4 protein-coding genes are annotated in these 14,912 nt (G+C 51.1%); all 4 read right to left on the bottom strand.

All coding sequences use genetic code 11. From position 1 onward, the window contains the following. Window positions 1–23: 23 nt before the first annotated feature. Genes A372_RS34540 through A372_RS0122340 form a run of 4 tightly spaced genes read right to left on the bottom strand, consistent with a single transcriptional unit; the run spans window position 24 to window position 14,674 of the window. Window positions 24–3,008, bottom strand: a complete 2,985-nt coding sequence (locus tag A372_RS34540) for a type I polyketide synthase (RefSeq protein WP_019423136.1) — start codon at window positions 3,006–3,008, stop codon at window positions 24–26. Further along, the gene (locus A372_RS0122350; RefSeq protein ID WP_019423135.1) at window positions 3,005–9,547 is read right to left on the bottom strand and encodes a non-ribosomal peptide synthetase; all 6,543 of its coding nucleotides are present in this window, start codon (window positions 9,545–9,547) and stop codon (window positions 3,005–3,007) included. The genes A372_RS34540 and A372_RS0122350 overlap by 4 nt, the downstream gene beginning before the upstream one ends. A 36-nt stretch (window positions 9,548–9,583) precedes the next feature. Beyond that, window positions 9,584–12,952, bottom strand: a complete 3,369-nt coding sequence (locus tag A372_RS0122345; protein WP_019423134.1) for a type I polyketide synthase — start codon at window positions 12,950–12,952, stop codon at window positions 9,584–9,586. Next, window positions 12,953–14,674, bottom strand: a complete 1,722-nt coding sequence (locus A372_RS0122340) for a fatty acyl-AMP ligase (RefSeq protein WP_019423133.1) — start codon at window positions 14,672–14,674, stop codon at window positions 12,953–12,955. Window positions 14,675–14,912: the final 238 nt, after the last annotated feature.

The following is a 14,912-nucleotide window of genomic DNA, read 5'->3' as shown; positions in this document are numbered from 1 at the left end:
ACCCACCGTTCCGCCGAATTTTGTTAATGGAAGTTGCTTTCCAAATGCTCAATCATTTGCATCTCTATTTGCTCCGCAATCCCCTCAATGGTCGGGTAATTGAAAATCCGGTCGAACTGAATTTCAATTTCCGGGATCAGATTCCGCAGCCTGGAAATGAGTTGTGTCGCCAGCAAAGAATGGCCTCCCAATTCGAAAAAGTCATCCTTGATGCCGATCGGTCGAATCCCTAGAACCTGCTCCCATATGTCCACCAGATTTCCCTGCAAGCCATCAGCAGGTGGAACATATGCTGTCGACAGATGCGCCCTGTCCGCTGATGACCGCACAACTTCCGAATCGCCTGCCGCAGTGGCAAGCCCTTGTTCTTCAACCCATTCGCTGTCCTGCTTGCCGTCTATCCAGCACCGTCTTCCCTCAAACGGATACGTTGGCAGCGATACACGTCCAGGCAGCGCAGGATGAAGCTTCTCCCATTGGATATCCGCCCCGGATAACCAGCATGCAGACAAGCCCTTCAACAAGGCGGAAACATCGGACTCGTCTTCTTTGCCGTGCCTCATCATGTTGAGCACATTTCCCTTGAGCGATTCGATGCCATGCTGGTGAACAAGCTGGGTCAACGCTTTTCCGGGCCCCACCTCCAGCCACATCAGATTTCCGCTCTGCCGCAATGTTTCGATTCCTGCGCTGAAGTTGACGGTCTCTCTGATATGATCGCTCCAATAACGAGGGTTCTTCACTTGCGCTTCTGTCATGTAATCTCCGGTTACATTGGATATGTAAGGAATGTGGGGAGCATGCAGCTTGTACTTCTGCATCACCTGCTCGAATGGCTCCAAGACGGGTGCCATTAGCGGACTGTGAAACGCATGCGATACAGGCAGAAGCTTATGCCCGATTCCGGCCGTCTCCAATCGCGCCGCCATTCGGAGAATCGCTTCGCCGTCACCCGCGACCGTACAGGAACCGGGATTGTTGACGGCAGACAGATGAATACCTTCGTCCGTGAAGCCCCCGATCTCTCCAAAAGAGGCCGAGACAGCCAACATGGCTCCACCAGGGCTCTGCTGCATGAGCTCTCCTCTCTTCACGATAATTGCCAAAGCATCCTCCAGCGATATAACGCCTGCGATGCATGCGGCGACATATTCGCCGAGGCTGTGGCCGATCATCGCATGCGGCTCCAGACCCCAGTCTATTAAGCAGCGGGCAAGCGCATATTCTATAACAAAGAGAAGCGGCTGAGCGATGGCGGTCTGCTCCAGCAACGCTGCATTGGCTCCGCCCTCCGGCGCTCCGAACAGAATAGGCGCCAAGTCCGTGCGGAGATGTTTATTCAGTTCGGCAAAGCACTTGTCCGCCCAGCGGCGGAACAAGGGGATGTGTTCATATAACCCGGCTGCCATGTTGATGTACTGGCTTCCTTGACCAGGGAACATAAATATAATCTTCGCCTTGCCTTTATCCGTTTTGTTCTTTCCAATTAATTTCAGTCCGCCGTCAACGCCGGATAACGCCGCATAGCGGTACGGAAATGCTTGTCTGCCGACTTGAAGCGTATACGCGACATCCTCCATTGCCAATTCCGGATGCAGTTGCAGGTGCCGGTGCAAAGCCGCGGCCATCGAATCGAGCGCCGTATCCGTGCGCGCAGACAACAGGAGCACCTGCTCCATCCGGGATCCCGTCTTCGGCGATGTTGGCGCCTCCTCCAAGATGAGATGCGCATTTGTGCCGCCGATCCCGAATGAGCTTACCCCGGCGCGGCGGGGGTGAGCCGCAGCGGCCCAGTCCGTCAAAGCTGTGTTGACATAAAAAGGACTCTCCTTAAAATCGATGGCCGGATTGGGCCTATGATAATGCAGGCTCGGGGGAATCTGCTTGTTATACAGCATCAACACCGACTTGATCAGCCCCGCAATGCCCGAGGCCGCGTTCAGATGGCCGATATTCGTCTTGACGGAGCCAATCGCGCAGTATTGCTTGTCGCCGGTATCTCCGAATGCTTCCTGCAGTGCCGCAATCTCGATGGGATCGCCCAATACCGTCCCTGTTCCGTGCGCCTCGATGTAACCGATCGTCCGCGGGTCTGCTTCCGCCATCATCATCGCTTCCGATACGACGCGCCGCTGACCTTCGACACTTGGGGCGGTATAACCCACCTTGGACGAACCGTCATTGTTAGCGGCGCTGCCTTTTATCAGGGCATAGATATGATCGTGATGTTCCAGGGCGTCCTCCAGACGCTTCAGCGCCACGATTCCCGCTCCACTGCCGAATATCGTCCCTTTAGCTTCTGCGTCGAACGCTCTGCAGTGCCCGTCAGGGGAGAAAATCCCCCCTTCTTGGTACATATAGCCTTCCAATGCCGGAATACGCAGCGAGGCGCCGCCTGCCAAGGCCAGATCCGACTGGTACATCAGCAAGCTTTGACAGGCATAGTGAACGGCAACCAGCGAAGTGGAGCAAGCGGTCTGAAGAGTGACGCTTGTCCCGCGTAAATTCAGCTTGTAAGAGATTCTCGTGCTTAAATAATCGTTGCTGTTGGTCTGCAGCACCATTTGCAGCTCTTCCTCAGAAAAATCGTCCTTGCGTGATAAAATTTCATTCACTAAATAATTGTTAAACCCGCATCCGGCAAACAAGCTGATCAGTCCTTCATATGAATCAGCTACGTATCCCGCATCCTCAAGCGCTTCCCATGCACACATCAACAGCAGGCGGTGCTGCGGATCCAGCATGTCTGCCTCCCGCTTGCTCATTCCAAAAAAAGGGTAATCAAACTTGTCGATATCGGTTAATACAGGGGCAGCTTTCACATAATTCGGAGCGTGAAGCTTATCCTCCCTTACGCCAGCCTCCCGCAGCATATCGTCAGTGAAAAAAGTGATCGATTCTTGGCCGTGCTTCAGGTTGTCCCAAAACTGCCCCACATGGCCGGCCCCGGGAAACCTCCCGCTCATCCCGATAATGGCAATCGTGTTCTCCGTTTCGCTCACCGTCACTTTCGCTCACCCTTTCGCCGTGATTTTTGTGCCTGCTGTGCCGCCCGCTGCTTGCTTTTCCTGTGTGCGGTTGTATGACGCTCCTCCTCCGCTTCGCCGCTTCCCTCCAAATAACGGGCCAACAAGTAAATCGTCGGATACTTAAACAAATCGACAATATGGATTTGACGCTGTAAAGCTTCTTCAAGATGCTGTTGGACGCGAATTAACAATAGTGAATGACCGCCTGCTTCGAAAAAGTTATCGTGAATCCCTACTTCTTTTACATTCAAATGGTGTTGCCACACCTCCGCAAGCTTCTGCTGCAGCGCCGTTTCCGGCATGGCAGTTGCTTGCTGCTCATCTCTGTAGTTGAACGCATCCGGTTCCGGCAACCTTTCAACATCTATTTTCCCGTTGCGGGTCAGTGGAATTTGTGCCAATTCCATATATACCGCAGGCAGCATGTAATCCGGCAACTTTTCTCTCAGGTGCAGCTGCAGACCAGAAGGATGAAACGGTTGTTGGGCCGGCACCACATACGCGATAATCCGGTTGTCCTGATGGACTTGGCACAGCATGAAGCAATCGGTTACAGATGGATGCTGCAATATGAGCTGCTGAATTTCACGCAGTTGAATCCGATATCCGCGAACCTTGACGATATCTCCTTGTCTGGCGATGAATTCAACGTTGCCGTCCGGCATATACCTGCCTAGGTCACTCGTTCTGTATATATAATCGTCTTCTGCAGAGGTATAGGGATTTTGCACAAAAGAGGATGGATTGCCGTCCGCGTCCGCTGCTGTAAGATAGCCAGAAGCCAAATAAGGCGAGCGGATGCATATTTCTCCTGTTTCCCCAATCCCCTTCTGCCTAAGCTCGGAGTCCATTATGAGAAGCTGTGCTCCTTCTCTTCCTTTCCCAATCGGGATAAATGGCCCCAGAGGCGCTGGTATGGCATATATCCCCATAATTTGCGGCGTTTCCGTCGCTCCGTAACAATTATAACAGCGGATTCGCGGTGCGATAGCACGCATATTTTCAATGTGGGATGGCACCAACACATCCCCGCCAAACAAGGCGTACCGCCAATCGCCGAGCACACATCCGTTCCGTTCATGCCCGCTCCATCCTGCTATGACCATGCCCATCGCCGGCGTTAAATGCGAGACGGTAATCTTGTGGCGTGCCATCCATTGGTTAATATAGCTGGGAATGACCAGCTTGCTTCCATCTGGAATACAGACCGCGGCTCCGATGGACAAAGGAACGAAAATATCCCTTAATAATGGATCGTGTCCCAGACCGGAAAACATGCTGAATCGGTCCTGCGAATCAAGCCGAAATTCATTCACATACCAGCGAATAAAATTCGAGAGCGGTTCATGAGTGCATGGAATTCCTTTCGGAACGGCCGTCGTGCCCGAAGTGAACAAAATATAAGCTGTGTCGTGCAGGGAGATGCCGATCTGTGCCAGCTTCTCTGAAGATGAATAATTCGTATTCGTACAACCGGCAGTGCCATCGTAATGCATAGTAAAATAAACCAGATTTGTTAAATCATCGTATAGGCTGGTTGGCTGCGCGTTCCCGGTGTCGAGGAATACAATACCATTCGCCGAAGAAACCTTGATCATCTCTGCCAAACGCCCGGATGGATGCGCCGGATCCAATACAATAAATACGGACCCGCTCTTAAGCACGGCCAGCAAGGCGACGATTAAGGAGACGCTTCGTTCCCCGCATACGGCAATAACCCCGCGTTTTTCTTGCGTATGCTGAATCAAGTTCGAAGCCAGTTCATCGCTTAATCGATCCAGATCGCGGTACGTATATACGGCTTCGTCCCGGTCAATTACGGCGGCGGCCTCCGGACATCGTTCCGCCATGTCCGCAAACAAGACATGAATCGGTTTTAATAGATGGTCGTCTGCATGTTTTAACCGCAGGGCCGGATCGGGCAGAAGCGCATTGGAATTCTCTGTTAGGAGTGAATATTGCTCGATGGACCGTTCCGGATTTTCTACGACTTGATGGCATAGGCATTGGAATTGAGCCAGCATTTCCGCGGCCCTTTCCTCCCGGAACAGATCGGCTGCATACACCATTTCCAAATGAATGCCATCCGCATTCTCCTGCGCATATAGAGTTATATCGCATTTGGAATCATGCTCGTCCATGTCTACGATCTGCACTGTCAATCCGCTGAACTCTGCCGTAACCGGCGGGATATTGAGCATGTTGAACATGACCTGGAACATGGATGAACGGCTGAGATCGCGGTCTGGCCGCAACGTTTCCACAAGCTTCTCAAAAGGCATGTCCTGATGCGCGTACGCGCCTATGGCCGTTTCACGAATCTGCATCAGCAAGCGGGTAAAGTCGGGCTCGCCGGATAGATCGGTACGCAGGAGCAGCGTATTGACAAACAGCCCCACGACTTTATCCAGATTCTGCTGATTTCGACCCGCAATCGGCACGCCGACCGCAATATCGGACGCGCCGCTCAAGCGATATAACAGCAGATTGAAAATGGCGATTAACGTCATAAACAGCGTACAGTTGTGCCGCTGTCCCAGTGCCATTAACGGTTCGCTCAACGCCTGCGGGAGCTGCAAGCAAATGCGCTTGCCGCGATAGCTTTGCACTGGCGATCTTGGATAATCGGACGGCAGAGTCAACGGCGGGATTGGTTTACGCAGCATCCCTGTCCAATATCGAAGCTGCTGCTGGTACGAATCGCTGTCCAACCAGCTTTGTTCCCAAAGTGCGTAATCGGAATAAGCCAGCGGCGGATATGGCAGCTCCACACGCTTCTTCTCAACCTGGCCTGCGTATAACTGCCGCAGTTCGTTCATGATGATGCCCATGGACCAGCCGTCCGTCATGATGTGATGCAGAACCATCACCAAGTAATGACGGTTGTCACCGGTATGCAGCAGCGTAATTCGATATAAGTCGTTCGAAAAATAAATCGGGCGGCAGCATTCCGCATGCATCCATTGCCATGCGTCTTCCTCCGTGCAATCCTTAACCTCTAGCTGGAACGTCACATCAGCTCTGATGGCAGCAACGGGACTTCCGTTCTCCAAATGAATAGAGGCCCGGAGGGAATCGTGTCTGCGAATAATCTCCTGTAAAGACAGCTGCAGCGCATCCATATCCACAGGTCCTTCCAGAGACAAGACGCCCGGAATCAAATAAGCGGTCTGGGCTTCGTCAAGCTTTTGCAGGAACCACATTCTCTGCTGCGCGCTCGTTAAAGGAACACGATAGTCACCAGTGCGATTCAAGGGGATGATTTCTTGCTGGACCACGCCGGTTCCCGTACCCTCCTGCAACAGTCGGATCTCATGCGCCATCTCACGCAGCACCGGCTTGGCAAAAACGGTGTGAATCGGCAATTCAATCGAAAACACGTCGTGAATGTTGGATATGAGCTGGGTCGCCAGTAATGAGTGCCCGCCGGCTTCGAAAAATTGATCGTCAACCCGCACCTGTTTTTTGGCCAACAGACGTTTCCACATTTCCATCAATATTTCTTCGACAAAATTGTTGCTATAGCTTCTCTCTTCCACAGCATCGTGCGCATGGTGTTCCAGAGAAGCCTGCAATGCTTTGCGGTCCACTTTTCCATTGGGCGTCAAAGGCATGTCGCCGATGACAATAAATCGGGAAGGGATATAATGGCCCGGCATCCGTTCTTTCAAAAAGTTCCTTACACCCGTTTCATCCCACAAAACGTGTGGTTGCAGGACAATAAAAGCGGCAAGCGCCGCATGCTCGGGCAAGACCCCCGTGACAAGGACGGCATTGCCCGCGATTCCCGCGTGCTCCGACAAATGATGCTCGATTTCACCCAGGTGAATCCGGACCCCTCTGATCTTGACCTGATCGTCTTTTCTGCCTACAAACTGCAGGCTCCCGTCAGACAGGCATCTGACCAAATCCCCTGTTTTGTACAATCGCTTTGCCTGAGGCTGTTCCGCGTCTGGATAAGCAATGAATTTCGCTTCCGTCATTTCCGCATTATTGTAGTACCCCCGGGCTAGGCCCACACCCCCGACATGGAGTTCTCCTATGGCGCCCGGGAGAGGATGCTGCAAGTACTCGTTGAACACGTGTATCTCTACATTGGGAATCGCTTCCCCCAGATCAATGACAGACTCCTGAGCGAAGCACTCCTTTACGGTAACCCAGACGGTAGCTTCCGAAGGTCCATAAGCGTTGAAAAATCGGCGGCCGGGAGCCCATCGTGCCACGATCTCTCTGGTGCACGCTTCACCGGCTGAGATGACGACTTGCAAATCCGGCAGGTTCACATCCGGGATAAGGGAAAGGACAGACGGCGGGAGCACCGCATGCGAGATCCGTTGTTCCTTCATCCATCGCACCATCGGTTTGCCGGGCAGCAGCGTTTCTGCAGCAGCCATACACAGCGTCCCCCCACTGCGGAAAGCCATGACGATTTCGAAAATCCACGCATCGAAGCTGAACGAAGCGAATTGAAGTATTTTACTTGTGTCATTTAAGTCAAAGTATCTTCTCTGCGCCTCGGCCATGTTCCAGATGCCACGGTGTTCGACAAGCACAGCCTTCGGTTTGCCTGTGGAGCCTGAAGTGAAAATGACATAAGCCAGATCGTGAATGCCGATGTTTTCCTTTACAGCCTGCACACTTTGACAAGCGATTTCTTCTTCGTTCAGGTCTAGCAACACGAGTTCGACTCTATCCCCGAACGAATGGGGATCCACTGTCGAGGCGCTGATAATCGCCGCCATGTTGACCAGCTCCACCATATACGCTTTGCGCTGCGGCGGATAGGCGGGATCAATGGGAATGAAGACCGCACCCAGCTTTAACACGGCGAACACCGCCGCAACCATATCAGGAGAACGCTCCAAGCAGACCCCTGCAAAATCTCCTTTTTTCACGCCTCTTCGGGCTAACAACCGAGCAATTTGGTTGGCTCGTTGATCCAATTGACGATAGCTTACCGTTTGGTGCAGAAAAGTAATGGCGGCCGCTTCCGGCCGGTACTCTCCTTGATATTCAAGCAGATGATGCAGACAAATATGCGGTTCTGCCGCCGCTGGCAGCACGTGCTGTTCCTTCTGTCCATATGGGTTTTGATAGAACCTCAAATTTCCAATCCGTTCCTGCGGATTCCGTACGATGTGCTCCAACAAATCCGTAAACAGCCGAGCCATCGTTGTCATAAAGCTGTCGCTAAACAGCTTCGACCTGTACATAAAAGAACCGTGAATGAATGTTTCCGTCTCTTCCATCATAAGAACGAGCTCGAACTGCGTATCTGCCGTCTCAAGCGGAACAGGCTGCAGAATCATGGATCCCAGCTCTACCCGATCTTGATCGTTGCTGATGAACAGCGGGGATCGACGCCCCTCCGAGCTCTGTGCTCGCTCCATGACAAAGGCAACCTGAAAAATAGGTGAAACCCTTGCATCGCGCTCTGGCTGCAATCGTTCAACAACCAGAGGAAATGGATAGTCCTGGTGCTCCATGGATTCGAGCACCTTCCGTTTGACCTCATCCGATAATTGCTGAAATGAGAGATCCCCTGAGCACTCGAGACGTATGGCAACGGTATTCACAAAATAGCCGAATATGCGTTCCAACCCAGCTTCGCTCCTGCCGGAAGCAAACGTGCCGATCACGAGATCTTCCTGCTCCGTGTACCGATACAGGAGTGCGGCGAAAGAGGCCAGCAGCAACGAATTTAACGTAATGCCGAGCTTTCTGCTTAATTGAATGATTTCCTGCGACAAGGATTCGCTGAATCTGAAGGTGCAGCTGCTTCCCCGATTGCCTTCTATCATCGCCCCGGGGTTGTCCGCAATAAGCGAACAGACAGGCAGCGGGCCCGCCAACGTTTTTTTCCAATATAACCAGTCATGCTCTGCACGAGCGCTTTTCAAATAACGGTCCTGCCATTCCACAAACGCACTATAGCTTCTCTCTTCGATATATGGGTGTCCCTCCGAGATTTCCTGCTGGTAACGGTCCATGAAATCACGCAGAAGAATAACGATGGACCATGCATCTGTAATAATATGATGCAGAGACAGAAGAAGGCGGGGTGGACGCTTGGGAGCGCAGTACAAGTTGACACGGAACAGCGGTCCTTCATTTAATGAGAATGGCATCTTCAGATGTCTGGCGAACATGGCTTCCGCCTCTGGTCCCCATTCGTCCAGACAGTGCACCCGAAAATCGACTTCGCAATCCGGCTTGACAATCCGCTTAATGTCTCCGTTTTCCATCATAAATGTGGTGCGAAGTGAACTATATGTATCGGACAGGCTCTGAAACGTTGCTTGCAGCTTGCGCTCATCTACCGGTGATAAAATATCCCATGCCGCTTGAATGTGGTAGGCACAATTGTCTGGATTGACATGCTGCAGCAACCAAAGCGCTTTTTGCCCATACGATACCATAGTATCTCGCTTCTCCGAGCGCTGCTGCAGCAGCTGTTGGATCAGCTTTTCTTTTTCAGCGCGGGATAAGCCAGCGACGACAATCGAATCATTCTTCATCTTCATTCTCCTGTCATTGACTTCCTGAAATCGTAATCATTCAGATCCTTTTTGCGTTAAAAGCAGCAATAATCGATCCATGTCTTCGTCGGACAGCTCGCTCACATCGCGCTCCATATCATCCGATGCTAGTAAATCGTCTATCTGCGAATGTTCCCCAGCATCCTGACATCGGGTATCCTGCAAAATCTCATTCATTTTTAGCGCAGCCTGCCGCGTTGTTGTTCCTTCCAGAAAATGAACGAGCGGCAAAGATACTTGGAACTCCTGCTCGATTTTGTGCTTAAGCTGCAAGGCCATAATGGAATCCATACCAAGCATGACCAAGGGTTGGTCCATGGATAAGTCCGCAGCCGGAGTTATCTTCAATATGCTTGCAAAGAGGGTCTGTAAATGCTGTTCCAACAGCGGCAGAGCCTGTTCGCGCTCGTGAGCAACCTGAATGATTGACTGTACGGACAGTGCGGCATGGTGGCCGGTCAGGCTATCTTCCGTAACGGGAGGCGCTGCAATCGTCCCCTGAAGAGGCGCATCCGAATCGTCGATCCAGAATCTTTTTTTCTCCCAGGGATAGGTCGGAATGGAGACGCACTCACCTTTAGGTCCCATGTTCCCCCATTTCAACTCCACACCGTGCTGATACAGCTTGACAGCGGCCTGCAGCATGGACTCCCCGCCGTCACCCTTGCGCATGGAGAACAGCGCGAGCTTCGTCCTGCAATCCTCAAAGCATTCCTCTACATTTTGAATTAGCACTGGATGCGGTCCAACCTCCACAAATGCTTCGTACCCGTCCTGCTTCGCCTTGACCAGCGCATCCGCAAACAAAACAGGCTTACGCATATTGTCCAACCAATGATCCGCATGAATTCGCAGACCGTTCTCTACCTGGCCTGTCACCGTCGAATAAATACGCAGATGTGCCAATCGATGTCGAATTGATTTGACTTCGGAATGGAACCGATCGCATAAAGGCTCCATTTGTCTGCTGTGAAAAGCGAACGAGCTTGAAAGCGGGTAGGTTTTGACTGTATCGGGCAGATTCTGAATAAAGCGTTCCACTTCATATTTGTCTCCGGAGAGCACGATAGACGCTGGTCCATTAACGGCAGCTATACACAGGCTCGAATAGCTGTTGTCCGCCAGCCGCTGTTCAATATCAGCAAGCGGAATACGGACGAGTGCCATGGCTCCCTGTCCTTGGGTCGTCTGCATAAGCTTACTGCGCCAATATACAATCAGCAGCGCGTCTTCCAAGCTGAGCACGCCTGCCGTATAATGCGCGGCAATCTCACCCAAGCTGTGTCCGATCACGGCCTTCGGCTCAACCCCCCAGCTTTTCCATAAGGCTGCTAGGGATACCTGAACGGCGAAGACCAGCGGCTGCGCCGCATCGGTACGATCAGACCAGTCATCAACTTGGTCACGGTGAATCTCGTCCCAGAGAGACCATCCCGCATAGTTGTCCCATAACGCATCGCATTCTAAAAACACGCGTTTAAACTCGCCTTCATGTTCAAGGAAATATCGCCCCATGCCTGGCCATTGGTTGCCTTGACCCGAGAAGACGAACACCATTTTGGACACATCGATGGTTCCGCAGCGTGCGTCGAGTCGTTCCAACTCCCCGATGAGCTCCGTACGATTGCTGCCGATAGCGGCCCCGCGCCATGCACGATGCGTCCTTCTTCGTTGAGCTGTATAGCAAATATCGGTCAGCGGCATATCGGGATGTTCATGCAAATATTGCTTCGTGTCGGCTGCCAATCGGGCCAAAGCACTCTCGGTGTTGGCTGACAGAGGCAAGAAATACAGCTTCGGGTCTTCCCTCTTCTGTGGAACCGTCCCTACAGGGACATATTGTTGAAGTACGACATGGGCATTCGTTCCTCCGAAGCCAAAGGAGCTTACTCCGGCCAAAGCGGGTCTGCCGCCTGCCGGCCGTGTCGTTGACTGCCTCACCACTTGAAGCGGCAGGTCTTGGAACGGGATATATGGGTTGATTTGCTCAAAATGCAAATTGGGCACCCACTCCCTGTTTTTTAAGCAAAGCACTGTTTTTATAAATCCAGCAATTCCAGCCGCTGCCTCCAAATGTCCAAAATTGGTCTTTACGGAACCGATATAACACTTATCCAGCATGGAACGATTGGTTGACAGCACCCGCCCTATAGCCTGGACTTCAATCGGATCTCCCAAAGCGGTGCCCGTCCCGTGCGCCTCGATGTAGTCTATATGTTCCGCGTGAACACCGGCAATACGGTATGCCTCCTTCAGCACCTCTTCCTGAGCCTGTAAATTGGGAGCGGTCAATCCATTGCTCAAACCATCCTGATTGATAGCGCTGCCCCGTATAACGGCGTATATCTTATCTTGGTCACGAAGAGCGTCGGACAGCGGCTTCAATATGACGGCACCCGCTCCTTCCCCGCGAACGTAGCCGTCCGCCCGGGAATCAAACGTTTTGCATCTGCCGTCTGCCGAGAGCATACCCGCCTCGAAGAAGGCCTTGCTTATTCCTGGGTTTAATATCACATTCACTCCGCTGGCGATGGCCATGTCGGATTCACCCGTTCTTAGGCTTTGGCAAGCCAGATGAATGGCGACCAGCGAAGAAGAACACGCTGTATCCACAGCCAGGCTGGGACCACGCAAGTTCCATATGTAAGAAATTCTGTTGGCAGCAATGCATTTGGAATTTCCCGTTACTCTGTAAATACTGCTCTGCCCGAAATCCGATAGCTTGCTGTAGCCGTAATCGTTGCTGGAAATTCCCGCAAAAACCCCTGTCCTCGAGCCGCTTAAACGTTCGTTCGTCAGTCCCGCATCCTCAATCGCTTCCCATACCACTTCCAGCAGCATCCGCTGCTGGGGGTCCATCTGCTCCGCTTCACGCGGAGATATGTAAAAAGCCTCATTGTCAAACCGATCGATGTCGTCCACAAGACCGGCGTAGCGCATTCCGTCCTGTGCAAAATGGACCGAGCGCTCTGCTGGTATTTCCGAAATGCAGTCCAATCCGCTGTGCAAATTGCGCCAATATTCGGTGATGTTTTTTGCTTTTGGGAACCGGCATCCCATTCCGATTACCGCAACACCATCCGCATGCTCCTGCACAGAACCTCCAGACCGGATATAGCCACGTTTGTCTTCACCGCGGGAAGAATAATATTGGGCCACGGAATGAATGGATGGATAGTCCCAGAACAAGGTCGGATCGACAGCATGACTGACAAAGCTCTCCAATTCTCCAGACAAAGACACCAATTCCTTGGAATCGAGTCCGTAATATGAAAACGGAACCGACGCTTCTATTTCACTTGGCGAAAGCTGCTTCACAGCACTGATTTTCTGTACGAACCACCTGCAAATGTCGTTGTAACGGCTGCTCTGTTCCCCGCTCATTCAATCACCCCACACGATTAAACTTCCGTTCAGATACATGTCTTTGCATTTGCGGCGTTGAATCTTGTTGCTGGATGTTTTCGGAATATTTAGAGGTTTAACAATTTTGATATCGTAGGTATGAAGCTGGAATTTTTCGATAATTTCTGCTTTAATATGACGGGTTATCTCTTTCAGACACATTTCCATGTCGAGCTGTTGCCGTTGAACGATATGTTTGAACTCCCTATTCATTTCGCACAGCACGACAAGTTCCTCATTGCCTTGTACGTCAATTGAGAAAGCAGCCGTACTGGCGACATTGATTTCCGAATGACAACTTGCGGCAATTTCCTCGATATCATGGGGGTAATAATTTTGCCCGCGAATAATGATCAAATCTTTCAACCGCCCGGTAATGTACAACTCTCCATCGCAGATAAAGCCAAGATCGCCTGTCCGCAAAAAAGGGCCTTCTCCCGTATCTGACAGGCAAGCGGCAAACGTTTCTTTACTGCCTTCTGGAGCCCCCCAATACCCTTTGGCGGCACTATCGCCTTTAATCCAAATCTCGCCCGCTTTCCCTGCCGCACATTCGATCATTGTGAGCGGGTCTACGATTATAATTTGCTGATACGATAAAATTTGCCCGCAGCCGACTTGTGCACGCGATGTATTGGGCGAACAATCCTCAATGACAATATCGTTGCTTTGTAGCCCCTTTTCATCAATATGCAAAAACTTGGGAGCAGCTTCTCTTTCCCCAACCGTTACGCACAGTGTTCCTTCAGCCAAGCCGTAGCTGGGCAGCATAGCCTCTTCACGAAAACCGCATTCCCGAAAAGCATTGCAAAACTCCCGGATTGTGTCCGCTCGCACTGGTTCAGCCCCATTAAAGGCGTTCACCCAATGGCTCAAATTTAAATCGCTTTTATCTTCATCCGATATTTTTTGGACGCACAGCCGATAAGCGAAGTCCGGGCCGCCACTGAAAGTGACTCCATATTTGCTGATCGTCCGCAGCCAACGGATCGGTTTTTGCACAAAATCCAAAGGCGACATAATATAACAGCATCCGCCATTGTATATATTTTGCAAAACAACTCCAATAAGACCCATATCATGATAGATTGGCAGCCAAGTTGCCATAACGGTGTGATCCGAGTGTTGAAACCGTTGTTTCATCATCTCGAAATTGTGAAGTAAGTTGAGGTGACTCACCATTACCCCTTTTGGGGCACTGGTCGATCCGGACGTATATTGGAGAAAAGCAATTTGATCAGAGAGAATCGTGTCGACCTGCGGCATATATTCATAGTCGCTCTGTAATATCTCTTCAAGCTTGATCGAGTGGACGTTGCGCATCATCTCAGGAAGTTTTTCGGAATCTTGGAGGGATTGCACAATTACCAGAGCTGGCTTGGCATCGTTATAGATCGATGCGATCCGCTCCGCATTTCGTGATTTACTAGGAGGGTAGACCGGCACCGGAAGTGATTTTGCATACATGCATCCGAAAAAAGCAATGATGTAATCAATCCCGCTGGGCAGCAGAATCATGATTCTCTCGCCTTCCAAATTCAGAAGCTGAAAATAGGCGGCAAGTTTTTGGGATTGGCGGCACAATTCGCGATATGTGCAGCTGTCGCTCTCCACTTCCCCGTCTTTTAAATAAACAAACGCTTTTCTATCCGGGTGCTGATGAGCCATTTTTTCCAACACTTCCAGCAAATTTCGATACACTCTTATTCCTCCTACCTAGTTTTGGCTATTGCCAAATGCAGATACTTAAGAAGCAGAGTTATTGAATTGCTAATAGTATATCAAATAATCTACCAAATACAATATTATTCATATAATTCTAATATTTAATAATTATTGACACTAATTATTGACACCATATTTTTTACTGATCATGTTCGAGCGCTCCTTACCTTCCTCAATTTCACATATTTCATGTGCAGATGTTAGTTTGTTGCAA

The organism is Paenibacillus sp. OSY-SE (genome assembly GCF_000283315.1).
Taxonomy (GTDB): Bacteria; Bacillota; Bacilli; order Paenibacillales; family Paenibacillaceae; genus Paenibacillus_B; species Paenibacillus_B profundus.
Note: the sequence above shows the minus strand (reverse complement) of the source record. Positions and strands in the feature narration are given on the sequence as shown.

Bases quoted from the DNA above. Each gene is read 5' to 3' on its own strand.
- A372_RS0122345 (WP_019423134.1), bottom strand. From the start codon at position 12,952: ATGAGCGGGGAACAGAGCAGCCGTTACAACGACATTTGCAGGTGGTTC.
- A372_RS0122350 (WP_019423135.1), bottom strand. From the start codon at position 9,547: ATGAAGAATGATTCGATTGTCGTCGCTGGCTTATCCCGCGCTGAAAAA.